Source organism: Saccharothrix espanaensis DSM 44229, assembly GCF_000328705.1.
GTDB lineage: Bacteria > Actinomycetota > Actinomycetes > Mycobacteriales > Pseudonocardiaceae > Actinosynnema > Actinosynnema espanaense.
On the sequence record NC_019673.1, the window covers coordinates 2996660 to 3022751 of the forward strand.

Annotated in this window: 22 protein-coding genes, 2 tRNA genes and 1 pseudogene; 19 read left to right on the plus strand and 6 right to left on the minus strand. The window is 71.7% G+C overall.

Going from position 1 to position 26092, the window contains the following annotated elements; all coding sequences use genetic code 11:
* Nucleotides 1-54: 54 nt before the first annotated feature.
* The 7 genes from BN6_RS13715 to BN6_RS13750 all read left to right on the plus strand — a co-directional run bounded on the left by BN6_RS13715 (nucleotide 55) and on the right by BN6_RS13750 (nucleotide 6890).
* Nucleotides 55-774, plus strand: a complete 720-nt coding sequence (locus BN6_RS13715; protein WP_015100249.1) for a DsbA family protein — start codon at nucleotides 55-57, stop codon at nucleotides 772-774.
* Entirely contained in the window at nucleotides 771-1316 is a 546-nt protein-coding gene (locus BN6_RS13720) for a vitamin K epoxide reductase family protein (RefSeq protein WP_015100250.1), read from the plus strand. The genes BN6_RS13715 and BN6_RS13720 overlap by 4 nt, the downstream gene beginning before the upstream one ends.
* 337 nt (nucleotides 1317-1653) lie before the next feature.
* Nucleotides 1654-2613 carry an SRPBCC family protein gene (locus BN6_RS48660; RefSeq protein ID WP_231905279.1) on the plus strand — a complete coding sequence of 320 codons (960 nt, stop codon included), beginning with the start codon at nucleotides 1654-1656 and terminating at the stop codon, nucleotides 2611-2613.
* Nucleotides 2614-2985: 372 nt separating this feature from the next.
* A tRNA-Ala gene (locus BN6_RS13735) sits at nucleotides 2986-3059 on the plus strand.
* Nucleotides 3060-3121: 62 nt separating this feature from the next.
* Complete coding sequence (locus BN6_RS13740) at nucleotides 3122-4453, plus strand: SDR family NAD(P)-dependent oxidoreductase (protein WP_015100252.1); 1332 nt, start codon at nucleotides 3122-3124, stop codon at nucleotides 4451-4453.
* Nucleotides 4454-4491: 38 nt separating this feature from the next.
* A complete protein-coding gene (locus BN6_RS13745; RefSeq protein ID WP_015100253.1) occupies nucleotides 4492-5646 on the plus strand; it encodes a leucine-rich repeat domain-containing protein in 1155 nt (384 codons plus the stop codon).
* 239 nt (nucleotides 5647-5885) lie between these two features.
* Nucleotides 5886-6890 carry an IS30 family transposase gene (locus tag BN6_RS13750; RefSeq protein ID WP_015100254.1) on the plus strand — a complete coding sequence of 335 codons (1005 nt, stop codon included), beginning with the start codon at nucleotides 5886-5888 and terminating at the stop codon, nucleotides 6888-6890.
* A gap of 164 nt (nucleotides 6891-7054) precedes the next feature.
* Here the strand turns inward: BN6_RS13750 and BN6_RS13755 are convergent, their stop codons facing one another.
* Together BN6_RS13755 and BN6_RS49560 are read right to left on the minus strand one after the other, a co-directional pair.
* Entirely contained in the window at nucleotides 7055-8791 is a 1737-nt protein-coding gene (locus BN6_RS13755) for an ATP-binding protein (RefSeq protein ID WP_231905395.1), read from the minus strand.
* Nucleotides 8792-8946: 155 nt separating this feature from the next.
* A complete protein-coding gene (locus BN6_RS49560; protein WP_015100256.1) occupies nucleotides 8947-10347 on the minus strand; it encodes a vWA domain-containing protein in 1401 nt (466 codons plus the stop codon).
* 46 nt (nucleotides 10348-10393) lie between these two features.
* Between BN6_RS49560 and BN6_RS13765 the strand changes: the two genes are divergently transcribed.
* A tRNA-Trp gene (locus BN6_RS13765) sits at nucleotides 10394-10472 on the plus strand.
* A gap of 1 nt (nucleotide 10473) precedes the next feature.
* Here the strand turns inward: BN6_RS13765 and BN6_RS13770 are convergent.
* Both BN6_RS13770 and BN6_RS13775 read right to left on the minus strand, forming a co-directional pair.
* Entirely contained in the window at nucleotides 10474-11319 is an 846-nt protein-coding gene (locus tag BN6_RS13770) for a hypothetical protein (protein WP_041312740.1), read from the minus strand.
* Nucleotides 11320-11358: 39 nt separating this feature from the next.
* Nucleotides 11359-11664: a hypothetical protein gene (locus tag BN6_RS13775; RefSeq protein WP_015100258.1), complete on the minus strand. Its 306-nt coding sequence runs from the start codon at nucleotides 11662-11664 to the stop codon at nucleotides 11359-11361.
* A gap of 314 nt (nucleotides 11665-11978) precedes the next feature.
* Here BN6_RS13775 and BN6_RS13780 point away from each other — a divergent pair, with 314 nt between their 5' ends.
* The 3 genes and pseudogenes from BN6_RS13780 to BN6_RS13790 all read left to right on the plus strand — a co-directional run bounded on the left by BN6_RS13780 (nucleotide 11979) and on the right by BN6_RS13790 (nucleotide 14228).
* Entirely contained in the window at nucleotides 11979-12380 is a 402-nt protein-coding gene (locus BN6_RS13780) for a ribonuclease domain-containing protein (protein ID WP_041316704.1), read from the plus strand.
* A 224-nt stretch (nucleotides 12381-12604) separates the two neighbouring features.
* Nucleotides 12605-13195 (plus strand): annotated as a pseudogene (locus BN6_RS13785) (MerR family transcriptional regulator); the annotation flags it as partial.
* A 103-nt stretch (nucleotides 13196-13298) separates the two neighbouring features.
* Complete coding sequence (locus tag BN6_RS13790; protein WP_197540333.1) at nucleotides 13299-14228, plus strand: bile acid:sodium symporter; 930 nt, start codon at nucleotides 13299-13301, stop codon at nucleotides 14226-14228.
* On the opposite strand, the gene BN6_RS13795 is transcribed toward BN6_RS13790, so the two are convergent.
* Nucleotides 14153-15313, minus strand: a complete 1161-nt coding sequence (locus BN6_RS13795; RefSeq protein ID WP_015100262.1) for an MFS transporter — start codon at nucleotides 15311-15313, stop codon at nucleotides 14153-14155. The two genes, BN6_RS13790 and BN6_RS13795, sit on opposite strands and share 76 nt — an antisense overlap.
* A complete protein-coding gene (locus BN6_RS13800) occupies nucleotides 15310-15867 on the minus strand; it encodes a Chromate resistance protein ChrB (protein ID WP_015100263.1) in 558 nt (185 codons plus the stop codon). The genes BN6_RS13795 and BN6_RS13800 overlap by 4 nt, the downstream gene beginning before the upstream one ends.
* 143 nt (nucleotides 15868-16010) lie before the next feature.
* Between BN6_RS13800 and sph the strand changes: the two genes are divergently transcribed.
* From sph to BN6_RS13840, 8 genes are all read left to right on the plus strand, one after another.
* Nucleotides 16011-16925 carry a sphingomyelin phosphodiesterase gene (sph, locus tag BN6_RS13805; protein ID WP_197540266.1) on the plus strand — a complete coding sequence of 305 codons (915 nt, stop codon included), beginning with the start codon at nucleotides 16011-16013 and terminating at the stop codon, nucleotides 16923-16925.
* A 54-nt stretch (nucleotides 16926-16979) separates the two neighbouring features.
* Entirely contained in the window at nucleotides 16980-17837 is an 858-nt protein-coding gene (locus BN6_RS13810) for a GNAT family N-acetyltransferase (RefSeq protein ID WP_148302858.1), read from the plus strand.
* Between the two features lie 171 nt (nucleotides 17838-18008).
* Nucleotides 18009-18494, plus strand: a complete 486-nt coding sequence (locus tag BN6_RS13815) for a DUF6069 family protein (RefSeq protein WP_015100266.1) — start codon at nucleotides 18009-18011, stop codon at nucleotides 18492-18494.
* Between the two features lie 124 nt (nucleotides 18495-18618).
* Nucleotides 18619-19488: an AraC family transcriptional regulator gene (locus BN6_RS13820; protein ID WP_015100267.1), complete on the plus strand. Its 870-nt coding sequence runs from the start codon at nucleotides 18619-18621 to the stop codon at nucleotides 19486-19488.
* 445 nt (nucleotides 19489-19933) lie between these two features.
* On the plus strand, nucleotides 19934-20578 hold the full coding sequence (locus BN6_RS13825) for a hypothetical protein (protein ID WP_015100268.1): 645 nt from the start codon (nucleotides 19934-19936) through the stop codon (nucleotides 20576-20578).
* A 104-nt stretch (nucleotides 20579-20682) separates the two neighbouring features.
* Nucleotides 20683-22959: a zinc metalloprotease gene (locus BN6_RS13830; protein ID WP_148302859.1), complete on the plus strand. Its 2277-nt coding sequence runs from the start codon at nucleotides 20683-20685 to the stop codon at nucleotides 22957-22959.
* A gap of 145 nt (nucleotides 22960-23104) precedes the next feature.
* The gene (locus BN6_RS41860; protein ID WP_158509382.1) at nucleotides 23105-23809 is read left to right on the plus strand and encodes an isochorismatase family protein; all 705 of its coding nucleotides are present in this window, start codon (nucleotides 23105-23107) and stop codon (nucleotides 23807-23809) included.
* Nucleotides 23810-24132: 323 nt separating this feature from the next.
* Nucleotides 24133-25812: a S8 family peptidase gene (locus tag BN6_RS13840; protein WP_015100271.1), complete on the plus strand. Its 1680-nt coding sequence runs from the start codon at nucleotides 24133-24135 to the stop codon at nucleotides 25810-25812.
* The last annotated feature ends 280 nt before the right edge of the window (nucleotides 25813-26092 follow it).

Sequence of the window (26092 nt, forward strand, 5' to 3'; positions counted from 1 at the left end):
GGCGGGACCGTCCGACCGGCGCAGCCCCGTCCCCGACCCGAGGTGGCCGACCCGATGTCCCGCAAGTCCCGCAACCCGGTGACCGCCCGGCGCGGCCCGTCCCTCAACGTGATCCTGACCGCCGCGGTGGTGGTGATCGCCGCCGCCGTGATCGGGGGAGTGCTGCTCGCCAACCGGGGCTCGGCCGGCCCGTCCGCCGACAGCACCCTGCGCCCGGCCGACGCCCACACACTGTCCACAGTGGACGGCGACAAGGTCACGGTGGTCGAGTTCTTCGACTTCCAGTGCCCGGCGTGCTCGTCGTACTACACCGACGTCACCAAGAAGCTGGAGCAGGACTACCGGGGACGCATCACGCTCGTCCCGCGCAACCTCCCGCTGGACGTGCACCCGCTCGCCCTGCCCGCCGCCCTCGCCGCCGAGGCCGCCGGCAAGCAGGGCAAGTACGCCGAGATGTACCACGCGCTCTACGAGAACTACGACTCGTGGGCGCTCGCCGGCCAGTCCGTCGCGACCGACCCGAAGGCCGCCGCCGCGACGTTCGAGCGGTTCGCCACCACCGCCGGCCTCGACCTGGAGCGGTTCCGCGCCGACCTGGCCTCGCCGGACCTGCGCGAGACCGTCGACCGGGACGTCGCCGACGCCCGCCAGCTCGGCGTGACCAGCACCCCGACGTTGTTCGTGAACGGCACGAAGTTCCAGCCCAAGGGCAAGACCCTGGCCGACGTCGACCGCGAGCTACGGGCCCGGATCGACGAGGAACTGGACCGGTGAGCCGCGCTCTCGCGTGGCTCTACGTCGTCGGCGGCGGGCTCGGCCTGGTCGCCGCGGCGGCGTTGACGCTGGAGAAGATCGCGAAGCTGCGCGACCCGGCCTACGTGCCGACGTGCTCGCTCAACCCCGTGGTGTCGTGCGGTTCGGTGATGGACAGCGCGCAGGCGTCGGTGTTCGGCTTCCCCAACCCGCTGATCGGGATCGCCGCGTTCGCCGTCGTGGTGACCACCGGCGTGGTCGTGCTCGCGGGCTTCGACCCGCCGCGCTGGTACCGGATCTCGCTCGACGTCGGAATGGCGCTCGGGGTCGTGTTCGTGCACTGGCTCATCGTGGCGAGCCTGTACGACATCCACGCGCTGTGCCCGTACTGCTTGGTGGTGTGGGTCGTGGTGATCCCGTTGTTCTGGTACACGACCTTGGACACGTGGCCCGCGCTCGCGCCCTTGCGTCGGGTGCACAGCGTTGTGCTGGTGCTGTGGTACCTGGTGATCGTCGCATTGGTGCTGGCGGCGTTCTGGGACTACTGGACGAGCTTGGTCTGACACGCTCGCCTCCAGCACGGGCGCGCGACTGGTCCACGGCCTCCATGCCCGAGATGTGCCACCCCGAGATGTGCCACCCCGAGATGTGCCACCCCGAGATGTGCCACCCCGAGATGTGCCACCCCGAGATGTGCCACCCGCCGCGACCGGTCAAACCTGCGCGTCCGTCCGGATGTCGTAGGGGTGACGACGGCCGATCGCGGGTAACCGGGTGCTGAACCGTCCGCCTGGTCGACCACGAACTCCGGACGTCGTCACCGGCAACGGGACAACGCGCACCGGCGACGGGCACGGCGCGCACCAGGCACGAGCGACGGCGACACCGAGGAGGACACGAGTGGTCGACCACAAGGACCCCGCACGCGGCAGCCTGCCCGGCGCGAAAGCCCCGGGCACGAGCACCTACCTGGGCGTCTACCTCAACGACCACCTGGCGGGCGCGTCGGCCAACGTCGAACTTGCCCGCCGCGTGGCCCGCACCCACCCCGGACTGCGCGGCCTGGCCCGCGAGGTCGCGGAGGACCGCACGGCGCTGCTTCGGATCATGAAGGAGCGCGGCGTGCCGGTGAGCCGGCACAAGGTCGCGGCCGGCCGGCTCGGCGAGCTGGTGGGCCGGCTCAAGCTCAACGGCTCGCTGGTCACCCGCTCGCCGTTGAGCGACCTGGTGGAGCTGGAGGCGATGCGGCTGGGCATCGAGGCCAAGGCCGCGCTGTGGCGGGCGTTGCGCACGCTGCCCGACACCGACACCTACGACCGCCTCCTGGAGCGGGCCGAGTCGCAGGCGCGCCGGGTCGAGGCGTTGCGGCTCGACGCGGCGGCCGGCGCCCTGTCCGCCCGGACCGACCGCGCCGGGGTCGAGGTGGGCCGGACGTTCGCCGTGCGCACCCCGCCCGAGCGGGTGCACGAGTACCTGCGCGACTTCGCCCACGCCGAGCAGTGGGACCCGGGAACGGTGTCCTGCGAGCCGATGGAGCCCGGCCCGGTCGAGGTCGGCACCCGCTGGCACAACGTGTCGCAGTTCCTCGGCCGCCGCGTCGAACTGGTCTACGAGCTGACCCGCGACGACCCGGAGCACCTCCAGTTCGTCGGCGCGAACCGGACCGCCACGTCGACCGACGACATCACCGTCACCCCCGGACCGGCCCCCGGCACCAGCTCGATCCACTACCGCGCGCACGTCGAGTTCCACGGCCTGGCCCGGTTCGGCGCGCCGCTGGCCCGGCTCGGGCTGGAGAAGCTCGCCACCGAGATGGAGAGCAGCCTGCCGCGCGCCCTCGGCGGCTCCGTGCAGGACTGACTACCGGCACCTCGCGATGCCACCTCAGGTGGACTATTGATCACGATAGCTTCAGTGAACACCGATCCCAACCCGTTCGGGGGCTCGGGGATGAGCGAACGTTGATGCCGACGCGTCGTGATGCGTCGGCATCAACGCGGGGTAGCGGCGTTATCGCGTTATCGCGTTATCGCGGGGTGGCTGGATGGAGGGATGGCGGGATGGCGGAGGCCGCGTGGCGGCGTGGCGATGAGACGGAGATCGAGTTCCGACTCGGCTGCCTCCTGTCCCGCCGCCACAACCTCCACCTGGTCTCCAGAGGTCGCCGGACGTGGGCGGCACCGGGATCCGTTCGGGTCGTGAGTGCCGCTCGGCTACGATCTCGGTCAATGCCCGGGGCGTAGCGCAGTGGCAGTCGCGCCGCATCCGCAATGCGGACCACACGGGTTCGAATCCCGTCCCCCGGGCAGGCTGCGGCTTGGCGTTCGGGCACCACCGCTTCCGGGGCGGGTCCGGTGGAAAGGGTGTCGTGAGCGGTATCGGCGAAGAGGAGCTGGCGCAGTTCCACGCGGTTGTCGCACGGCTGCGCGCGCTGCCCGTGGACGACCCGGTGCGGCTGCGCGCCGAACGGGTGGCGGAAGCGTTCTCCCGGGACGGCAAGCAACGTCGCCGCAAGGTGCGCGCGGTGCAGCGGTCCGCGGCCGACGCTGCGGTGGACGCGGCGACCGCGACCGGCGCCACCGACCGCCGCGAGGACGCGCCGTTGCGGGTCGAGCCCGGCGCGCCGGTCCGCCTGGTGCACGGACGCCGCCACTGCTACGTGTGCAAGGGTCCGTACCGGCACGTCGACGCCTTCTACCACCGGCTGTGCCCGGACTGCGCGGCGGAGAACACCGTCCGCCGCACGGCCCGCACCGATCTGACCGGCCGGCGGGCGCTGCTCACCGGAGGCCGGGTGAAGATCGGCTTCCAACTGGCCCTGATGATGTTGCGCGACGGCGCGGAACTCCTGGTCACCACCCGCTTCCCGCGTGACGCCGCGCGCCGCTTCCGAGAGGTGTCGGGCAGCGCCGAGTGGCTGGACCGGCTGACCGTCGTGGGCGTCGACCTGCGCGACCCGAGGCAGGTGCTGGGGCTATGCGAGTCGTTGCGCGCCGACGGCCGGCCGTTGGACGTCCTGGTCAACAACGCGGCCCAGACCGTGCGCCGACCGCCGGAGTCCTACGCGCCGCTGGTGGCCGCCGAGGTCGGCGCGCTGCCCGTGAACAGCCTGCTGGCACCAGGGTTTCGTACCGGGCCGGCGCTCGGCGGCGGCCGGGACGCGCTCGCCCTGGTGCTCGCCGAAGTCGACGAGGCCGGGCTCCTGCCCGATACCGCGCCGGCCAACTCGTGGTCCGCGCGGATCGGCGAACTGGACCCGGCGGAGGTGCTGGAGACGCAGTTGGTGAACGCACTCGCGCCGACCCTGCTGTGCGACCGGCTGCTGCCGCTGCTGCTGGACTCCCCGTTCCCGCGCCGGTACGTGGTCAACGTGACGGCTGTGGAGGGACGGTTCGAGGTGCGCAACAAGACCTCCGGCCACCCGCACACCAACATGGCCAAGGCGGCGCTCAACATGCTCACCCGCACCAGCGGCCCGGACCTGGCCCGTCAGGGCGTCTACATGTGCGCGGTGGACACGGGGTGGATCACCGACGAGAACCCGGCCCCGAAGAAGGCGCACCTGGCCGACCGGGGCTTCCGCACCCCGCTGGACATCGTGGACGGCGCGGCCCGGGTGTACGACCCGATCGTGCGCGGCGAGGCCGGAGCACCGGTCGCGGGCGTGTTCCTGAAGGATTACCGGGAAGCGGCGTGGTGACCTTGGGTGAGGGCGGGTCGCCGGTTCCTGGAGGCGGCGTGGTGCCAAGCGGGGAGCCGGCGGAGTTGGTGCCGCTGCTGACGTGGTTGCGTACCGGAGAGACGACCGATCGGAGGTTGGACTTCCCGGCCGGCACCGCGCTGCCCGACGGCCGCCTCGACCTGTGCAAGCAGGCGCTCGGGCCGGCCGGCGCGGCCCTGGTCGCCGACGCGCTGCGGCCCGGTATGGTCCGGCACCTGCTGCTGGGCACCGACGGGCTCGGCGACGCCGGCGCGGCCGAAGCGGTCGGGCGGGCCGTCGACCGTCAGGTGGAGACGCTCTACCTGGGGTGCAACGGGATCACGGCGGGCGGCGCGTGCCGCATCGCGGACGGCCTGCGGATGTCGCCACAGGCCGGCCGGGTGACCGGAGTCTGGCTCAAGCGCAACCCGCTCGGCGCGGGCGCGGGGGAGGCCGCCGCCGGGATCGTGGCGGCGGCCCGCTCCCTGCGCACGCTCGACCTCGTGCAGACCGGCCTGGACGCGCCCGGCCTGGCTGTGCTGGTGGACGCCCTGGTGGTCGCGTCAGCCGCCGGCCGCCGGGTGGAGCGGCTCTACGTCGGCGGCAACCCGCTCGGGCCGCGCGGGGCGGAGCACTTGGCCGTGTTGCTGCACGCCGATGTGCTCGAAGAGCTGTACGTGTCCGCTGCGAGTTTGGGTGATGAAGGCGCGGACGTGCTGTCCGAAGCGCTTTCCGGCGCGCTGTCCGACGAGCTGGTCCACAGTGGACGGTTGAGGCGCATCTCATTGGCGAGCAACGGTATTGGGCCTGAGGCCGTGGCCCGGCTCGTGGTCGCCGCGACGGCGGCGGGCGTGGAGGTGTGCGATGTGGGCCGGGTACGGGCGGCCCGCGTGCTCGGCGCACCCGACAACCGGCTGGACGAAGCCGCCACGGCTACGATTGCCGAAGCCCTGTCCGCCGGTCCACACCGCATGCGCCACCTGGTGCTCACCGACACCGGCCTGCGCAGCCGTGAAGCCCACCGCCTGCTCGACGGCGCGACCCGCGCGGTGTCCCCGACCAGGTTCGTGCTGGGCAAGGGAATCGCGACGACCATTAACCGCAGGCTGGGCCAGTTCAGCTCCGCGATACCGCTGTCACCGGCGGTGCCGGACGACGTCGCTGCGGTCCGCAGCGTCCACCGCCAGGCTTGATTGTGGGCGAGTTCGGCGAAGCTTGGTTGTGGGTGAGTTCGGCGAAGCTTGGTTGTGTATGAGTTCGGGAAAGCTTGAAAAGAGTCCTCGCCGGACGGGCGAGCCGCCAAGGATGACGGCGGTGGTGCGGTGGGCGTCGTGTCATCCCCGTATGGCCCGGTCGGAGACAACCACGGCGGTGTCATACGGTCATGGCGACAGCAGATTTGATCTCGCCCGTCGAGTAGTGGGGTTGTCGTATGGCCGGTGGCCCGTTGTTGTCGTTCGAGGAGCGGGAGCTGATCTCCCGGGAGTTGAGTCGGAACGCACGTTGTTCGACCCGTGTCCTCGGGATGCTTCTGGGGCGGCATCATTCGACGGTGGCGCGGGAGATCGCGGCCAACGGTGGTCGTCGTGGTTATCGGGCGGTGCGGGCGCAGTGCAGGGCGGCGGACCATCGTCGGCGGCCCAGGCTGCGTAAACTGGAGTCGTCGGTCCGGTTGCACGACGCGGTGAACGACGGGCTGCGGGAGAAGTGGTCGCCTCGCCAGATCGGCCGGCGGCTGCGCCTGGACCACCCGGACGATCCGGAGATGCGCGTGTCGCACGAGACGATCTACCAGAGCCTCTACCTCCAGGCCCGGGGCGAGCTGCGCACCCAGTTGAAGCTCGCCCTGCGTCAGGGCCGTCTGCACCGGGTCGACCGCAGCCGTCCCGCGACCGCCCGCCAGTACATCAAGGACATGGTCCACATCAGCGACCGGCCGAAAGAGGCCGACGACCGGGCCGTGCCGGGCTTCTGGGAAGGCGACCTGATCATCGGACGCGGCAACGCCTCCCAGATCGCCACCCTGGTCGAACGCACCACCCGCTTCGTCATGCTGGTCCGCATCCCGTACGACCGCAACGCCCAACGGGTGGCCACGCTCCTGGCCCGGAAGATGGAGACCCTTCCGGACTTCCTGCGCAAGAGTGTCACCTGGGACCAGGGCCGGGAAATGGCCCGACACGCCTACTTCACCATCCGCACCGGCATCCCGGTCTACTTCTGCGACCCGCACAGCCCCTGGCAACGCGGCAGCAACGAGAACACCAACGGGCTGCTCCGCCAGTATTTCCCCAAAGGCACCGACCTGTCCACCCACACCCAGGCCGACCTCGACAAGGTCGCCGCGCAATTGAACGGACGACCCCGCCACACCCTCGACTGGCGCAAGCCCGTCGAGGTCTACAACGACCTGGTCAACGCCCACACGTCGCGATGACCACTTGACCCCACCCACCCTTGGGCAGTGAGGGCAAGCGAAGGGCGTGCTTGCCCTCACTGCCCAAGCGCGGTTCGCTGGCGCGCGGGCCATACGGGGATGACACGACGCGGCAGGGGGATTGTGGGGGGTGCGGTTGGGTTGTGAGTGTCTTGTTTTGTGGATCACCGTTTGCGTAGGGCTGCGAACGTGTCGATCCAGAATCGTTGCCGGTCCTCGGCGACGCCCACCAAGTAGGTCGCGCGCAGCTTGGGCGGGAGCAGGGCGACCAGGCGGGCCACGGTCTCTTGGTGCCGTTGCAGTTGGGACAGTTCCGCGTTGGCCAGCACCTGGTGCACGACGTCGCTGTCCGCGCCGCCCTCCGTCGATTCCGCCCGCGCCCGCCGCAGCCGGGCCTCCCACGCGTCGACCTGGCCCGCGAGTTCGGCCAGGCCGGTGACCGGGCGGTTGGCCAGCCGGTCCACCAGCGCGGTGAGCGGGACCGGCGCGTACTCGCCGTCGCCCAGGTAGATCAGGGCGGGCTCCAGCGGCAGGCCGCGCAGGTGGAGCTTCACCAGGCGTTCGATGGTCCGCTTGGTGACCCACGCACGGCCCTCGTCGTCGATGTCGTGCTTCCACCACTCCAGCACCGTCTCGGCGACGGGGCCGTACCTCGCGATCAGCCACTCGTTGGCCGGCACGTCCTCGGGCTCCACCTCGATCGACGCGGTGAAGCGGGTGGCCTGCGCGATGTTGTTGCGCGACACCAGGAGTTTGCGGCCCAGGTGGTACGGCGGGTTCTGGATGGCGACCTGTGCGCGCAGGTTCTCGATCCGCCGGCCCGCCAGCGACCACTCCTGGGTGATCTCCATCAGCTTCGCGAACGTCGACCGGTCCTTGGGGCGGTTGTACTCGTCCCACACCACCGCTTTCGGCTCGTCGCCCGTGAACTGGCGGGCCACCAGGTTCTCCAGAGTGCCGTCCGAAGTCGGGATCGGCGCGCAGAGGTCCTCCACGTTGGTCACCGGCAACGAGAAGTACAGCGGCTCGCGACCCAGCTCGTCGCGGACCGTCTGCCGCACGAGCTCGGTCTTGCCGCAGCCGGGCGGCCCCTGCACGAGCACGCTCCACCGGTTGCGCAGCGCCGCCCGCAGCACCTTGCGCACCGGGTCGGGCACCGATCCCGGGTTCGGCACGCCCAGCGCGCCGGCGATCCGGTCCAGCACCTCCAGCGTGCGGTCGTCGGACCGCCCGCCACCGCGCTCCTCGACCAGGGCCAGCCGCGCGCCGTTGACCAGCGGCAGGCCCCAGCGCAGCGGGAAGCCCTCGCGCGCGTTGGCCAGCACGTGGTCGAGCGTGCGCGGTGACAACGCCTCGCGCAGCGCCGGGCTCAGCGAGTTCCACACCGCGAACACGCCCGACAGGTCCCAGTCCCGGTACTTCGCGGCCAGCTTGACCCGCCACGCCGTGTCGTTCGCGGTGATCCGGACGGTGACCATCCGGTCCAGGATCGCCAGGTCGCCGCGTCGGGCCGAGGTTTCGGCCAACGACTCGTTGTCGGTGAGGAACACACCGACGCAGCCCAACGCCCGCAGGTCGTGCTCGCCCAACGTCCAGTTGCACGCGATCTGCATCAACTGCGACTGGATGGTCTCGCCCGCCTGCAACGAGTCGTCGATCAGCAGCACGAACGGTTTGCCCGGCGTCAGCACGCTCATCACCAGCTGCCGCAGCACCAGCTCCCCGGTGCCGGCGTCGCGCACCGGGGCGTTGATCAGCAGGTCGTCCGGGGTGAGGTTGGCGGCCGGCACGAACACCAGCGCGGTGTCCGGGTGGGACTCGGCGATGTGCGAGAAGAACGTGGCGGTCTTGCCGATGCCGTGCGAGCCGAACACCTGGCCGGTCTGGCCGATCGCGATCATCGCGTCGATGAACTCGGTCAGGGGTGATCCCTCGCCGCGTGGTGGCGGTTTGGGGTAGGTCGCGCTTGCCCGCCATGGTTTGGGAGGTCGAGCGGTCGGATGGGTGGGCTGGGTGGGCTGGGTGGGAGAGGTGGGGGTGGTGGTGGGGGTGGGGGTCATGGGGTTGCCGTTCTGGTTACGGGGCGTACGCGGTGGCAGGCCATCGGGGGGTGGTGGGCGTCGGGCCAGTCGTTGCCGCCCTCGGTGATCAGCCAGATCCACTTGTCGGGCTCGGCCGGGGTCACGGGTGGGGCGTAGCCGTCGGTGAGCACGACGACCGCGTCCGCCTGTTCCTCGAACACCTCGCCGGCCACCTCCAGCCTGCCCTCCACGTAGTCCACGACGTTCTGGAAGCTGGTCCCGCCGCCGCCGAGCACCCGCTCACCCGGCCGGAACGGCATGACCACCCCGTCGAACGACAGCCAGTGCGCCCGCACGCCCTCGACCCGGCCGACCAGCCCGGTCATCCACTCGACCACGCTCGACGGGATCGACCCGGACGTGTCCAGCGCGATGACCAGCACCTTCTCCCGCTCCGGGCCCCGTCGCGAGAGCATCGGGTCGTGCCCGAGCGCGGCCAGCACCGCGCCCCGCTTGCGCGGGTACACCAGCCGCTCGCCCGGACGCAGCCGTGACGCCAGCACGTCGAGCAGCCACCGCTGCCACCAGTCCACTACGCCGGTGCTCGCGGTCGTGCCGCGCAACGCCCCCGCGCCCAGCAGGCCCCACCGCCGGGTGGCCTGCTCGGACGTGCCGTCGGTGCGGCCCATCAGGTCCAGCAGTTCGGACTCCGCGCCGCCGTGCCCGCGCCGGGCCGCCAGCAGCGAGTTGAGCAGCACCGAGGACACCACCGCGTCGACCGACTCCTGGTCGGCCGGCACGTCGCGGGCCAGGTGCACGCACAGCGCGACCGGCACCGGCGGCTGCTTCATCCGCTTCAGCTCGGTGTAGACGCCCAGGTCGGTTTCCACGAACTCGGCGTAGTCCAACGCCGGCAGCCCCTGCCCGGCCAGGTCCGCCCGGTACCGCTCGTGCACCGCCACCGGGTCGACGCCCACCGGCTCGCCGTGCAGCAGCGGCAGCGACTCGCGGCGCAGCCGGACCAGCGCCACGTGGTTGATCGCCACCTCCGCCGCCATGGTGAACACCGGGTCCGCGCGCAGTTCCGGCTCCACGAACAGGTGCCGGTGCACCAGGTGCCGGGCCTCGTGGAACAGCACGAACTTGACGCCCGTCAACCCCAGGGCGACGAAGAAGTCCGGGTTGTACACCAGCAGGACGCTGCCGTCGCCGGACGCCACGACGGCCGCCGTGTCGACCGCCGTGCTCGCGACCTGGTGCCGGCACTTCGCGTACAGCCAGGACGCCACCGCGGACTCGGTCATGCCGAAGTCCAGCAGCGCCGCGTCCTTGAGCCGGCCCGCCTCGGCGACCACCGCCGGATCGGCGGGCCGCCACGCCGCCAGCGCCCGCCGGTCGGCCAGGTCCACGACGTGCCGGTGCCGGGTGCCGCTCATCGCCCCTCCCCTGGGTTCGTGCGGTGCGGCGGCTACCCTGCGCCAGGACGGGTCGTAGCGCAGAGGCAGGCGCACCGGTTCTCCAAAAACCTGGAGCACGCTGGTTCGAATCCAGCCGCCCGTCACCTACGCGCCGGCCACCGCCGCGCTGGTGAGCACCAGCTCCCGCACGGTCCCGGTGAACGTCGGCAGCAGTTGCAGCAGCACCGACCACGCCTCGGGGTCGGCCCCCAGTTCCCCGCGCACCAGCGGTTCCAGCTCGTGCGCCACCTCGCGCAGCCGGTCCGGGAACGGGCGGGTGCCGTCGTCCACCACGGACAGCACGCCCAGCACGTCCCGGGCCGGCCGGTCCCGCCGCAGGTAGTCCGCCGGGCCGGCGACCAGGCCCGCCTTCCGCAGCCGGGTGTCGTGCTTGGGGTGGGTGCTGAACTGCGCGCGGACCGCGTCCGGGCAGTCCAGCCGCAGCGCCAGCGCCCAACGCGCGTACCCGGGCAGGGGCTCGGTCCGGTCGGCGGCGGCGATCTCGGGCCAGTCCGCCCGCCGCACGGCGTACGCGGCGCGCCGCCCGGCCTTCATGGTCCGCGCGCGGCGCAGCCCGTCGAGCGTCCCGAACGTGGTGTCCGGTGGCGGCGGTCCGGTGTGCGAGCAGTAGGGGGCGGTGCACGTCAGGCGAACGGGCAGCGGACCGGTGGCCCGGCCGAACGGCGTGCCGAGCACGATGTCGGTGCGCACCGGGTCGTTGACGGCGAGCCGGTGGTAGACGAACGAGTTGGTCGCGGGGTCGTCGCGCTCCAGCATCCAGGCCAGCACCGCGCGGGGCAGCGGGAGGTTGGTGGCCTGCCAGGAGGCCAGCAGCCCGTCCAGCGTGCCGGGTCCCTCGACGCCGATCCGGCCGCGTACCACCGCCGCGTCGTCCCGGTCCAGCAGCGAGAGCAGGAAGTCCACTCCCGACACCACGTCCGCCCTGTCCACCGGCCTAGTGTCGCACCCCGGCGCGAGGCATTTCCCGGGTCACCCACCGCCCATGGAGCGGCGGATCTCGGCGAGCTTGGCGCGGGCGGCCTCGTCGCGCTCGGCCCGCTGCGCGTCGAGCGACTCGGCGGTGGGTCCGCCGCCGCCCAGCCCGGCCAGTTCGACCTCGGCGGGCGCGGTGTGCACCCGCTTCTCGATCCGGTCGCGGACGTAGTCGAAGTTGGGTACGCCGTCGTCGGTGTAGTCCGGGGTGAAGGTGGGTGTGGTGGGTGTGGTGGGTGCCGTGGTGTCCGGCACGATTTCGGCGTCCACCACGGTCGGGTCGTCGCCCTGGGGCGTGGTCATGTCTGCTCCCTCTGCCGGAACGGTCCTCCCCAGGATAGGCGGCTGGGTGGGGGTGGCCGGGGATGGCGGTGGGGGACGGGGGTGGCTGTGATGGTGATCTTGTGGGTGCCGCCCCAAGCCCTGTTCAGCTCGCGCCTGACGGTGGAGGAGATGTCGCCAACGTCCTGCGCAAGCTGGGCGCCCCGTCACGCCATGACGTGCGCTTGGAACCGTCACCTGGCGGAGTGAAGTAGCCCCGCTGCGGGAGCGGATCAGCCGGTTGCCAGAACGATGGGGTGTCGGTGCCCAGGTCGACGTTCTGGAAAGGCGAGCCGATGTCCACTCGTACCCGTTGGCGTGTGCTGTCCGCACTGGCGCTGGCCTTCGCCGTGACGACCGGGGTGTCCGCCGCCCCGGCGTCGGCGGCGGTGTTCGACCACTGCACCATGGTGACCTGCGCCGATGCCCGTGCGGCGTTCGCCTACTGGGACGGTGAAGGTCTGCCGCCGCGCCGGGTCACCAACACCCTGCCGGGCAGGGAGTGCATCACCGGCGGCGGCACCTACGGCAACCGCGACGAACAGCTGCCGGAGGAGGACAAGGGCACCTACCGGGAGTTCGACGTCTACTCGCGCCCGTGCGGGAAGGGCCGTGACGCGCACCGGATCGTCGTCAACCACGAAACTGGCGACGCCTGGTACACCGACGACCACTACCGCAACTTCCACCTGCTGTGACCGTCGACAGTCCTCTCTGACTTGCGCATTTTTGCGAACGGCCCCGGCGCGAACGCGATCACACTGCCGAGATGCGCCGAGGGTTCTCGTACAACGACGCCGTGAAACTGCTCGGTGGTGACAGCGCGTTGACCACTGGGCTTGACCTTCGAGCCGGGTCGAAGGTTCACCGCAGGGGCATGACGACCTACCGGATCTCGCAGGTGGCGTAGCTCTCCGGCGTCCCGGCCACGACGTTGCGGTTCTACGAGGACGCCGGCCTGCTGCCCGCCGCGCGCAATCCGGCCGGCTACCGCCACTACGGCGACGACGCGGTGGAGCGGTTGGCGTTCATCTCCTCGGCGAAACTGCTCGGCCCGGTGCTGGAGGAGATCCGCGAACTGCTGGACGTTCGGGAGAATGGCGCGTGCGCGCCGGTGCGGGCCCGGCTGCGGTCGCTGGTCGCGGACCGGGTGGGGCGGGCAAACCGCCGCGTCGCCGACGTCCATGCGGCACTGTCCGGCGACGCGCCGCCCGGTGCTTGCGGGCCGGCCTGCGGCTGCACGACGACCCCACCCGTCGCGCCGCCGCGGTCATCAACCCCCTTGAACCCGTTTCCGACGCCTGGCGGCAGGTTCCGGTGGCGTGCACGCTCAGCGGTGCCGCGTTCAGCGAGCGCGTCGGGCAGTGGCGTGAGGTGGTCGACCGGGTCGAGAGCCGCGAAGACCTCGCGGACGGGGTCCGCGCCCGAGAGCGGCGCCGGACTGCTCGCCGACCTGTTCGGGACGACCGGTGGCCGTCCTGGGCCGCCGGGCCGGATGGCGGGCGGGCTGTGAGAATCGGGCCGGTGCCGCCGTCCGGTGGTGGTGGGAGGAGCGGGCGGGGGTGCGGTTGGTCGGGTGGTTGGAGCGGCACCAGGTCGTGGTGTACCTGGTGGCGATGGCGGTGGGTGGGGGAGTCGGCCGGCTGGTGCCGGTGGCGGGGCTGGAGCACGTGATCAACCCGGTGCTCGGCGTGTTGTTGTTCGTCACGTTCCTTCAAGTCCCGGTGGCCGAGTTGGCCGGGTCGTTGCGGGACGGTCGGTTCCTGTCCGCTGTGCTGGTGGTCAACTTCGTGGTGGTGCCGCTCGTGGTCGCCGCGATGTTCGCGTTCCTGCCCGCGGATCGGGCCGTGCGGCTCGGGGTGCTGCTCGTGCTGTTGTGCCCGTGCGTGGACTACGTGATCGTGTTCTGCGGGCTGGCCGGTGGCAGCAGCCGCCGTCTGCTGGCCGCCACCCCGCTGCTGCTCGTGGTGCAGATGGTGCTGTTGCCGGTGTGGCTGTTCCTGTTCATGGGGCCCGAATTGGCTGACGTGGTCGACGTCGGGCCGTTCGTCGAGGCGTTCCTGGTCCTGATCGTGGTCCCGCTGGCCTTGGCCTGGGCCGTGCAGGCGTGGGCCGCGCGCCGGCCGGCCGGGCGGAGGTTCTCCACCGCGGCGACCGCGACGATGGTGCCGTTGATGGCCGTCACCCTGCTCGTGGTGGTCGCCTCGCAGGTGCCCGTGCTCAGCGACGGCGGCGTTTTGCCTGCCGTCCCGTTCTTTGTGGTCTTCCTGGTGGTCATGGCGTTCGCCGGCACGGCCGTGGCCCGCCTGTTCCGGCTCGACGCCCCGGCGGGCCGCGCCGTCGTGTTCGCCGGGGCCACCCGCAACTCCCTGGTCGTCCTGCCGTTGGCGCTCGCCCTGCCCGACGACCTGGACCTCGCCGCGGCTGTCGTGGTCACCCAGACCCTGGTCGAGGTGCTGGGCATGGTCGTCTACCTCCGCCTGGTGCCCCGCCTGGTCAAGGCCAGCACCGGGCCGACCGCCAGCACGACGGCGAGCGCCCCGTAGCCGAACGCCAACGTCGAGACGGTGGCGACCCCGGCGACGAGCAGCGGGCCGCCGGCGTCGCCGAGTTCGCGCCCCAACTCGGCCGACCCCATGGTCTGCCCCATCCGCTCCTCCGGCGTCGAGGCCGCCAGGGCGGCGAAGCCGACCGGCGTGATCAAGCCCGTGCCGATGCCGATCAGCGCCGCGGCCATCACCACCCCGACCAGGCGGGGCAGCACGGCCGCCGCCAGTCCGAGGGCGGTGACGAGCAGTCCGGCGACCAGGCCGGCGCGGGTGCTCAGCCGGCCCGCGTCCAGCGCGCGGCCGGCCTTCGGCTGGACGAGCGCGGCCGTCGCGGCGAGGACGGACACGGCGGCACCGGTCGCCACGGTGCCGAGCCCGGCGGCGGCCCCGGACACCGGCAGGAAGCCCACCCCGACGGAGAGCGCGGCGGTCGCGCCGGCGAGCGCCGCGGTCGGACCGAGGAAGGACTTGTCGGAAAGCCGGCGAGCCAGGTCGGCCACGGTCTGCCGGGTGCGGGGCAGCGGCGGCACGGCGGGCACGGCGAGCGCCGCCCACAAGGCGACGGCCACCGCGCACACGGCCATCACCGTGAACAGCAGCCGCAACCCACCGGCCCACACCAGCACACCGCCCAACAGCGGGCCGAGCGTGTAACCGATGGACTTGTAGGAGCCGTAGCTCCCGAACGCGCGTCCGCGCTTGGCCGCCGGGTTCAGCCGGGCGACCAGGGCCGAGGCGGCGGGGGAGAACGCCGAGGCCGCGGCACCCTGGCCGAGCCGGGCGGCCCACAGCCAGCCGGGGCTGTCCGCGACCGCGTAGAGCGCCGACGCGGCGGCGAACGCGAGCAGGCCGCCGAGCAGCACCGGTTTCCCGCCGACCCGGTCGGCCAGCGTGCCGAAGACGGGCTTGAGCAGCACCTCCGCCCCGTCGTAGAGGGCGAGCAGCCCGCCCAGGACCAGCAGCGAGGTGACGGCGTCCGCCGAGAACCCGCCGAGGTTGGCCGCGATGCCGTGCGCGCCGAACGCGGTGGTGAACCCGGCCGCGTACAACGGCCACATCGCGCGTTTCGGGGCGGGGTTCACGACGGGTCGCCGGCGTGCAGGGCGGTGAAGACGCGCTCGGCGTAGTCCTCGCAGACCGCGACGCACCGCTTGAGCCGCGTCCCGGCGTCGGACGCCTCGGGCGCGCCGAACACGTCCCGCGCGGTGAGGTCCCGGTGCCAGCGCCGCAGCCGCTCCAGGCTCTGCTCCTCTTCCTCCAGCTCGGCCAGGGTGAACTTGCCGATCCGGATCTCCTTGGCGATCTCCTGCTCGAACTTGCCGCAGTCGGCGAGGAACTCCGCCCAGTCCGCCGAGCGCGCGGCGGTGAACATCGCCTGGAAGCGCGCCGCGTCCTGCTCGGACCGGCCGGACGCCTGGAGCGTCACGCCTTGGCCGCCGGCGTTGTCGGTGAACTCCAGGGCCCGCCGCACGCCGTCGGCGAACACCGGCACCTCCGGCACCGCCCAGACGCCCTGCCCCAACGACAGCGCGCCGATCTTGCGCAACTCCCGCCACACCGCCACCCGGTGCCGTGACGGTTCTGCGGGCAGCTTGATCACCAGCACCAACCACCGCGCCGCATCAATCTGTGTCACGGGCTCGAATGTAGCACCCGTTACATCTGGTGATGTGATGGTGATCAGTCGGAACCCCTCGGTTGACGGGTTGGCGGCGGGTCTTGTGCGGGCGGCGGGGTGCTTGGACGATCGACACCGTGGAGATGCGAAAAATACTCGCGTTGGTTGCCTTGTCGGCCCTGGTCGCGGTCGGGACGCCTACCGCTGCCGCCGCCGCGCCGGCCGCGCCAAACATCGCCTCGTACAACGTGTTCATGCTGTCCCGGGCGCTCTACCCGAACTGGGGCCAGGCGACCCGGGCCGACCTCATCCACCGGACGGGCGTGCTGGCCGGCCAGGACGTGGTCGTGCTCCAAGAGCTGTTCGACAACACCGCGGGCGACCGGCTGCTGTCGAACCTGTCCGCCGACTACCCGCACCGGACGCCGACCGTCGGCCGGACCCGGTCCGGCTGGGACGCCACGAAGGGCTCCTACAGCGACACGGCCGCCGAGGACGGCGGCGTCGCGATCGCCAGCCGGTGGCCGATCACCCGACGCGTGCAGCACGTCTACCGGGACGGCTGCGGTGCCGACGGCATGGCCAACAAGGGATTCGCCTACGTCCGCCTCGACGCGCCCACCGGCCCGGTGCACGTCATCGGCACCCACATGCAGGCCGAGGACTCCACCTGCACCGCCTCGCCCGGTTCCGTCCGCGCCACGCAGCGCGCCGAGATCACCGCGTTCGTCGCGGCCGAGCGGATCCCGGCCGGTGAGCCGCTCTACGTCGCCGGCGACCTGAACGTGATCAAGGGGAGCGCCGAATACCCGGCGATGCTGGCCGACCTCAAGGCCGCCGCGCCGATCTTCACCGGCCACCGCCACTCGTGGGACTGCGCCGACAACAGCATCTGCCGCGACCAGTACGGGCCCGAGTACGCCTCCGAGCACCTCGACTACGTGCTGACCCTCCAAGGGCCGAAGCTCACCAACGAAACCCGCCGAGTCAAGAGTCCGGTGTGGACGGTCACCTCGTGGTTCACCACCTACTCCTACACCGACTACTCCGACCACTACCCGATCTTCGCCTCCTGACCCGCCCGGGATATCCGAGTGCCGCCGAAGGCTTCCTGGGTTAGTTTGCCCATCGTGGCTGATGTGGTGAGGCACGACGACCTGGCGGACTTCTGGGCCGCGACCGAGGGTTTCTTCGGCGGGGACCCGGTGTTCCACACCGTCCCGATCGCCGCCGTGCACCGGCGGCTCGCCCACCCGGACCCGAGCGACCGGCCGCCGCTGCTGCTGACGGTGGCCGAGCAGGGCGAGGTCGTGGCGGCGGCGGTCCGCACGCCGCCGTGGCCGTTGACGCTCAGCGGTGTGCCGGCGCGGTGGGCGGACGTGGTCGCCGAGGAGTTGGCGGGGACGGAACTGGACGGCGTCAACGGTCCCCGGCCCGAGGCGGAGGCGTTCGTCCGGGCGTGGACGGCCCGCACCGGGTGCGACGCGCGCGAGGTGATGGCGCTGCGGCTGTTCCGCCTGGAAGGGCTGGCCGAACCGACCGGCGTCCCCGGCACGTCGCGCGCGGCGACGGAGGCCGACGCCGAACTCCTGGTCCGCTGGTACCTGGAGTTCGTGGACGAGTCCACGCCCTACGACCCGGACGAGGAACACGCCTGGACGTACGTGCGCGGCACGCTGTCCTTCGGCGCGGGCCACCACCTGTGGCTGCACGACGGCGAACCGGTGTCGTGGGCGTGCGCCGGACGGCCGGCCTCCGGCATGTCCCGGATCGGCCCCGTCTTCACCCCGGAACAGCACCGCCGCAACGGTTACGCCGAAGCCGTCACGTCAGCGTGCGCCCGGTGGGCGCTGGGGGCGGGCGCGGAGCACGTCGTGCTCTACACCGACCTGGCCAACCCGACGTCGAACTCGATCTACCAACGCCTCGGCTTCCGCCCGGTGTGCGACGCCGCCGAGTTCGCCTTCACCCCGCCGGACCCCGCCTGAGCGGACCCACCGACCACAACCCGCAGGCTCTGGGAGCGGGGGAGCAGGCGGTGCCGTCGCCTGGGTTCACCCGTTCCGGTTACCGGCCGGGTTCTTCTCGACGGGCGTCGTGCGGCCGGTGGCGCGACACTGGCGGGCGAGCGCCGGAGATCGGCCGAGAGGGGTGTGCGGGTGGACGGGCAGCCGGAGACGTCGGGTGGCGCTGGTCGGTTGTGGGCGGGTGGGTTCGCCACCGCGGTCGTCGCCGCCCTGCTCGCCGTCGTCGGCATCCTGATCGCCCGCGGCCTGCTGGGCGTGGCCGTGCTCGCGCCGGAGGGCGAAGGGGCGTGGGGCAACGCCAACACCGTGGCCTATGCCCTGGGTGCCGCGCTGGCGGCGCTGCTGGCGACCGGCCTGCTCGCCCTGCTGATCGTCAGCACGCCCCGGTCGCGCCAGTTCTTCACCTGGATCGGGTTGCTGCTGACCGCCATCGCCGTGATCCTGCCGTTGGGCATCGGCGGGTTCGTCGGCCCCGGCCTGGCGACGGCCCTGATCAACCTGGTGCTCGGGGTCTCGATCGTCCTCATGCTCAACGGCGTGGCCCGCAGCGCGTACCGCGCCTACCCGAACCGGGCGTACCCCGATCGCGTGTACCCGGACCGCACCCGGGAGTTCTGACCCCTCGCCGGAGCCTGTCCGGCCCGAGGGTGCTTCGGCGTGTGGTCGACTGATCGGATCGGACCGCCGTGGTCGGGTGCGACCGGGGTCCCTTCCCGCAGGATCGACGTCGAAGGGAGGCCGCATGATCTCGGCACTCAACCGGCTCGTCGACCTCGTGGAGGAGCACCTCGGGGACGTGAGCGACGTCGACGGGTTGGCGGCGGCGGTGGGCACGACGGAGTACCACCTGCGCCGGATGTTCTCGTCGTTGGCGGGCATGCCGCTGTCGGAGTACGTGCGCCGACGCCGCATGACCGTCGCCGCCGGTGACGTCGTGCGCGGCGAGGACGACCTGCTCACCATCGCCGTCCGGTACGGCTACGGCTCGACCGAGGCGTTCGGCCGCGCGTTCCGGGCGGTGCACGGCACCGGCCCCGGCGACGTCCGCCGCGACGGCGGCCCCCTTCGCGCACAACCGCAGCTCAGGTTCCGCCTGACCGTCGAAGGGAGCACCCCCATGGACACCCGCATCATCGACCGCCCCGCGTTCCGGCTCGTCGGGCACGCCGCCCGCGTCCCGCTCATCCACCACGGCGTCAACCCGCACATCCAACGGCACGTCACGGCGTTGCCGCCGGAGGAGCACGGCCGGCTCAAAGCGTTGTCCGACAACGAACCCGCGGGCCTGCTCCAGGTCTGCGACGACCTCGACCCGGACTCCGCCGAGGGCACCGAGCTGACCTACCTGCACGGGGTCGCGGTGTCCGGGACCACCCCGGTCCCCGACGACCTCGACGCCATCGAGGTGCCGACCGGCCGGTGGGCGGTCTTCCGCACGGCGGGCCCCTACCCGGAGACCCTTCAGCAGACCTGGGCGGCCACCGCGACGGAGTGGTTCCCGGCCAACCCGTGGCGTCTGCGGCCGGGTCCCTCGATCGTCGCCGTCCTCGACCGGGCAGCCGACTTCAGCACCGCCACCTGCGAACTCTGGCTGCCCGTCGAGCCGGCGTGAGCCCACCTGTGACGGGGCGGAGCACGCCCCGTCACAGGTCCTGCCCGCCGCGCCGGCTGAAACGGGTCGTGGCGCGGGGCGGGTGCAAGGGTCGAGCGCAAGGGGCGAGCGCAAGGGTCGAGCGCGGTACGGGCCACGCGGCGGAAGCCCAGTTCGTTCCGGGGCGGCTCAAGGACGACCGGACGATTCCCTCCGGGGAAATGCGGCCGGCACAGGCGTCTGGCCGGCATCGCGCTCTTACCGGGCCGAACAGCCGCTCTGAATACATTTCACTTTCTACTCCGTCCATTCGGCCGAACGTGATCACGCCGTCAGGAGGGTTTTCCCGCCGATATCGACTACCCGGCGAACTCCGGCGTTTCACCGACCCCGCCTTGGGTACTGGTCTGGACCACCGACCGGTTGCGATCCGACCGGTGCCGAACCCGAGGAAATGGAGCGACGGATGAGCGACGCGAAGCTGCCCCCGCTGTCGATCGACGAGCTGGCCGCCGAGTCCGGCACGGCGTTGCCGGACAAGGAGGTCTACTCGCTGCTCGACCTGAACGTCGACCTGGACCTCGCCCTGGACCTGGCGGCTCCGATCGGCCTCGCGGTGGCCGGCAACGCCAACGTCGCGGCCCCGATCGACGCCGCAGTGGGCGCGAACGTGCTGTCCGACGGGTCCTCCGCACAGGCCTTGGCCGACCAGGGCGTCGCGATCCAGCAGGGCATCACCGGCGAGGCGCTGGCCAACTCCGACCAGGACAGCGCCATCGACCAGGGCCAGACCCCGGCCCCGGCCCCGCAGCCGCCCGCCGGGGGCGGCGACGTCCGGGTGCCGCCCGCCGACGTGGCCGGCGCGCTGGACGGCGGCCTGCTCAACGTCGACGTGAACCTCGCCGCCGACCTCGACCTGGCCGCGCCGATCAACGGCGCGGTGGCCCTCAACGCCAACGTGGCCGCGCCGATCGACGCCGCCGTGGCCGCCAACCTCGGCTCGGTCGGCTCGGAGGCGACCGCCGTCGCGCAGCAGGACGCGATCATCCAGCAGACCATCGACGGCACCGCGGAGGCCAACGCCGCCCAGAGGTCCGACATCGACCAGTGAGCGACCTGATGAACGCCTCAGCACAGGACCGTCCTGGGCAGGATCCCGTCGGGCGGGATCCCGTCGGGCGGGATCCCGTCGGGCGGGATTCGGCGGGGCGGGGCGTGGACACCGCGTCCCGCCCCGCCGGGGGCGTGCCGCGACGCGCGCGGGACGTCGAGCTGATCGGCGAGCTGCGCGACTCCGGCTACCGCCGCCCGCCGGCGCTGGTCCGCCGCGCCGACGGCCAGGTCCTCCAGCTCACCCCGCTGCTGTACCGGGTGCTGGAAGCGGTCGACGGCCACACCGACCACGACGGGATCGCCGCCCGGGTCGGCCGGGCCGTGGGCCGCTCGGTGTCCGCCGACGACGTGCGGACGCTCCTGGGCACCAAGCTGGAACCGCTCGGCGTGCTCGAACTGCCCGACGGCTCCCAGCCGCGGCACCGCAAGGCCGAACCGCTGCTCGGCCTGCGCCTGCGCCGCGTGATCACCGAGCCGAGCGTGACCAGGCGAATCACCGCGCCGTTCGCCCGGCTGTTCCACCCGCTGGTGGTGGCCGCGGTGCTGGTGGCGTTCGCGGCGGTGTCGTTCTGGGTGCTGTTCGAGAAGGGCTTGGCGGGAGCCACCCACCAGGCGTTCCACCAGCCCGCCTTGCTGCTGCTGGTGTTCGCGGTGACGGTGGTGTCGGCGGGCTTCCACGAGTTCGGGCACGCCGCCGCTGCCCGGTACGGCGGTGCCACCCCGGGCGCGATGGGTTTCGGCCTCTACCTGCTGTGGCCCGCCTTCTACACCGACGTCACCGACAGCTACCGGCTCGGCCGGGCCGGGCGGCTGCGCACCGACCTGGGCGGGTTGTACTTCAACGCGCTGGTCGCGGTCGCCGTCTACGGCGTCTGGTGGCTGTCCGGCTGGGACGCGCTGCTGCTGGTCGTCGCGACCCAGATCGTGCAGATGGTCCGCCAGCTCGCGCCGATGGTGCGCTACGACGGCTACCACGTGCTCGCCGACCTGACCGGCGTCCCCGACCTGTTCCACCGCATCAAGCCCACGCTGCTGGGCCTGCTGCCGCACCGCTGGGGCAAGCCGGAGTCGACGGTCCTCAAGCCGTGGGCACGGGTCGTCGTGACGGCGTGGGTGCTCATCGTCGTGCCGTTGCTGCTGTTCAGCACGGCGTTGCTGGTGCTGGCCTTCCCACGGGTGGTGGGGACGGCGTGGCAGAGCGCCGGCGAGCAGTGGCGGTCGGCGAGCGCGGCGCTGGGTGACGGTGACGTGGCGCTCGTGCTGGTGCGGGTGCTCTCGGTCGCGGCCATCGCGTTGCCCGTGCTCGGCATCGGCCTGCTGCTGATCCGTCTGGCGCAGCGGCTGGCCACCCGTGCGTGGAAGTCCAGCGACGGCAAGCCCGGACGGCGTGCGCTCGTGGTGCTGTGCGGCCTGGCCGTGATCGCCGGCCTGTTGTGGGCGTGGTGGCCCGAGCCCGACCGCTACCGCCCGATCCAGCCCGGTGAACGCGGCACGGTGACCGACGTCGTGCCCGCGGTGGCGTCCGGCCCAGGACCGGCCGCCCCGTCGCCCGCCCCGCAGTCCGCGCCGGAGACCGTCACGGCCCAGACGGCGTGGCCGACCGGAACACCGCGGCCCACCAGGGACAAGCCGGTGCTGGCGATGGTGCTGGAGCCGGTCGGCGGACCGGCGGACGCGCCGACGTGGGTCTTCCCGTTCGACCGCCCGGAACCGCCGGGGCCGGGCGACAACCAGGCCCTGGCGGTGAACACCGAGGACGGTTCGGTCCGCTACAAGGTCTCCTTCGCGCTGGTGTGGGAGACGGACGGCAAGGTGGACAACAAGAACGAGGCGTACGCCCTGGCGTCGTGCCGAGGCTGCACGACGGTGGCCGTCGCGTTCCAGGTGATCCTCATCGTCGGTCAGGCGGACGTGGTGGTGCCGGAGAACATCGCCGTCGCCGTCAACCACTCGTGCGTCGAGTGCGTGACCTACGCGCTGGCTTCGCAACTGGTCGTGACCCTGCCCGAAGACCTGAGCCCGCAGGCGAAAGCGCGGCTGGAGGAGGTCTGGGCCGAACTGTCCCGACTGGCCGGGGACATCCCCCGGCTGAGCGCGCAGCAGATCCAACAGGCGTTGCAGGACGCGAAGTCCCGCATCCTCGACGTACTGCGCGAGGAGGGCGTGCCGCTCCCCGGCGCCACGACCACGCCACCCGGCACGACGTCGACCGAGCCCACCCGCCCGCCCACGTCGTCCGACACCCCGACGACCACGACCACCCCCACGACGACGGTGTCGAGCGTCCCCGAGACGGCGACCACCACGCCCCCGCCGTCATCGTCGGAAGTCCCGTCGACAACGGTCCCGTCGCCGTCGAGCGCCGCGCCCTCCAGTTGACACCGGGGCAGGCCGGGTCGGGACTGGTTTCCCGACGCCTGACCCGGCCGGCCCCGTGTTGATGTCCCGGCACGATTTCCCGGAGCAGCCGTGGAGGAGCGCCGTGACGATCCCGCCCTGGGCCGTCGTCCCGAAGTCCTGCGCGTTGCTGGTCATCGACATGCAAAACGACTTCGTGCGCGACGGTTTCCCCATGGCCGTGCCGATGGCACGCGACCGCCTGCCGGTGATGCGGAACACCGTCGACACGTGCCGCGCCGCGGGCGTCCCGGTCAGCTACACGCAGCACATCCTCTACGACACCTTCGACGTCTCACCGCGGGAAACCACGTACCTCCCGCGCCTCCAGCAGACCGGGATGCGCGACGGCACCCACGGCGCGGAGATCGTCGAAGAACTCGCGCCCCAGCCGCGCGAGATGGTCGTCCGCAAGCACCGCTGCGACGGGCGGCTGACGGCCGGTTCACGAGCGCTGGACCAGCGGATATCGCGCCTCGTCGAGGTGGAGCAGTCCGGCGGCGTCGACGTGGCCGTCGAACCCGGCCGGAAGCTCCCGCAGGTAAGCGACGGCGGCCGCCGTGAAGACGACGACACCGCCACCCTCGTGGGTGATGCCGTCCGGTTCATCGACCTCCCTGATCCAGTCAGCCCACTCGACGTGGGGCCCGAGGACCGTGGCGGAATAGGTCCTCGTATCGGATCGGGCCGATTCCGCGGCGCGCCGACAACGTTCCGGATCGTGGGTCATGCGTGCCTTCTTTCTGCCATGCGCCGCGTGAAGGCGTGGCGGACCGGGACAGAAGGCCCCGGGACAGCCCACCGGCGTCGAACCACTCCCGGGTCGCGGTGAACGCGAACTGGTGGCCGTCGAGCCGGGGGTGCGGCCACAACGGGACCAGGGCTGGGCCGCCGGACCGCCGGAGCCGCGCCTCATCCTGCGACAGCGGGGAGAGCGTGGTCATCGTGCCCTGCTCCTCGTCGCCCGGGATACCGGCCGGGAGCCTACCGCCGCACGTACCAGGCCGGTCCGCCGATCAGCCGTACCGCTTGTTCACTCCTGTTTGTTCACCTCGCGACAGCCGAACGTGAACAACCCCGGCGCGCTAGACATCGTCCGGATCACCGTTGTCGCCGGGACAGTGCCGGCCGACCATGTCGATCGAGGGGGATTCCATGCGCAGGAACAGACTGATGACCGCAGCGCTGGTCGCACCGCTGCTCATATCGTTGGGAGTCGGCGGATCCGGATCGGCGGCGACGCCGTCGAGCGGCTACACCGTGCTGATCGAAACCGGCGCGAGCCGGACCGCCGCGATCGCCGCTGTCCAGGCGGCGGGCGGTGTCCTGTTCCGGGAGAACCCGGCCGCGGGCACGTTGACCGTCACAGCGCCCAAGACCGGGTTCATCGAGCAGGTCACGGCCTCCGCCGCCGTGTTCGGCGCGGCCCGCGACTTCACCATCGAGGAGAACACGAAGCCCGATCCCGCCGAGCAGACCCCGGCGGCGACCGCCGCGCAACCCGTGACCGAAGTGCCCACGGTCAAGGAACCGCTGGAAGAAAAGCAGTGGGGCTTCAACATGGTGCGCGGCGACCTGGCCCGGGAAAAGCAACTCGGGGACCCGAGGGTGTACGTCGGCGTGCTCGACAGCGGCATCGACGGCAGCCACCCGGACCTGAGCGGGCGGCTCGACCGGTCGCTGTCGCGCAACTTCACCCGGGACGTGCCCAGCGTCGACGGGCCGTGCGAGGTCGCGAGCTGCGTCGACCCGGCGGACGTCGACGACGACGGCCACGGCACCCACGTGGCGGGCATCATCGCCGCCGGCCACAACAAGTTCGGCATGGCGGGCGTCGCGCCGAACATCACGCTGGTGAGCCTGCGCGCCACCCAGGACAGCGGCTACGCCTTCCTGCAACCCGTCATCGACGCGTTGACCTACGGTGCCGACGTCGGTATCGACGTGATCAACATGTCGTTCTTCATCGACCCCTGGCGGTACAACTGCGCCGCGAGCCCGAACGACACCCCGGAACACCAGATCGAGCAGCGCACGATCGTCGCCGCTTACCAGCGCGCGCTGGACTACGCCCACAGCAAGGGCGTCACGCTGGTCAGCTCGCTGGGCAACAACCACGACGACCTGGGCAAGCCGCGCACCGACACGACCAGCCCCGCGTTCCCGCCGAACGGCGAGTACCAGCGGCCGATCGACAACGCGACGTGCAGCAAGGTGCCCACGGAGCTGGACCACGTGCTCGGCGTGTCCGCGCTCGGGCCGTCACGGGCGAAGTCCAACCGCTCCGACTACGGGGTGGAGCAGATCGACCTGTCCGCACCGGGCGGGTTCCTGAAGGACTTCTGGGGCACCCCCTGGTACGAACACCGGGAGAACCGGATCCTGTCCACCTACTCGCGCAGCTCGTCCCTGGCGCAGGGCTTCATCGACGCCAACGGTGACATCACGCCGCTCGGCGACGCGAACAACATGCTGAAGCACTGCGTGGCCACTACGTGCGCCTACTACCGCTACCTGGACGGCACGTCGATGGCCGCGCCGCACGCCTCGGCCACCGCCGCACTCACCGTCAGCCAGTACGGCAAACCGGACCCGGCCCACCCCGGCACCCTCACCCTGTCGCCGACGTCGGTGGAACGGGTGCTCAAGGTCACGGCGGACAAGACCGCCTGCCCGGAACCCCGCACGGTGTCCTACGAGCACCTCGGACTCCCGGCGGAGTACAACGCGACCTGCGAAGGAGACCTTTACTTCAACGGCTTCTACGGGCACGGCGTGGTCAACGCCTTCGCCGCCGTAACCCGTGGCAGCGCTTCACTTTCCGAGAACAACTGACATCGCTGGTGTCCGTAGCGGCCACGGCCGCTACGGACACCGGCGTCACGTTGCTGTTCACCACCACCCACGACTTCCAACTGCCTCTCTGCTTCGCGAAGACGAACGGCACCTTCGACAGCTGCGCCGAAATCGACGGCTGGTCGGAGGGTGTGCACAGGCTGATCGTTCTCGTAGGGTGAGGGCAGGGGACCTGGGGGACTCCGTGGGGGGATTTCCGCGCTATGCCGCGCAAGAGCACAGCCATGCCCACACGGTCTTCACCAGTGCCGACGAGTTG

Excerpts from the sequence above, each read along its gene's own strand:
- BN6_RS13820 (WP_015100267.1), top strand. The coding sequence starts at position 18,619 with ATGATCTCGGCACTCAACCGGCTCGTCGACCTCGTGGAGGAGCACCTC.
- BN6_RS13775 (WP_015100258.1), bottom strand. The coding sequence starts at position 11,664 with ATGACCACGCCCCAGGGCGACGACCCGACCGTGGTGGACGCCGAAATC.
- BN6_RS49560 (WP_015100256.1), bottom strand. The coding sequence starts at position 10,347 with ATGAGCGGCACCCGGCACCGGCACGTCGTGGACCTGGCCGACCGGCGG.
- BN6_RS13840 (WP_015100271.1), top strand. The coding sequence starts at position 24,133 with ATGCGCAGGAACAGACTGATGACCGCAGCGCTGGTCGCACCGCTGCTC.
- BN6_RS13790 (WP_197540333.1), top strand. The coding sequence starts at position 13,299 with ATGGCGGTGGGTGGGGGAGTCGGCCGGCTGGTGCCGGTGGCGGGGCTG.
- BN6_RS13780 (WP_041316704.1), top strand. The coding sequence starts at position 11,979 with ATGTCCACTCGTACCCGTTGGCGTGTGCTGTCCGCACTGGCGCTGGCC.
- BN6_RS13750 (WP_015100254.1), top strand. The coding sequence starts at position 5,886 with ATGGCCGGTGGCCCGTTGTTGTCGTTCGAGGAGCGGGAGCTGATCTCC.
- BN6_RS13715 (WP_015100249.1), top strand. The coding sequence starts at position 55 with ATGTCCCGCAAGTCCCGCAACCCGGTGACCGCCCGGCGCGGCCCGTCC.
- BN6_RS13825 (WP_015100268.1), top strand. The coding sequence starts at position 19,934 with ATGAGCGACGCGAAGCTGCCCCCGCTGTCGATCGACGAGCTGGCCGCC.
- BN6_RS13755 (WP_231905395.1), bottom strand. The coding sequence starts at position 8,791 with ATGATCGCGATCGGCCAGACCGGCCAGGTGTTCGGCTCGCACGGCATC.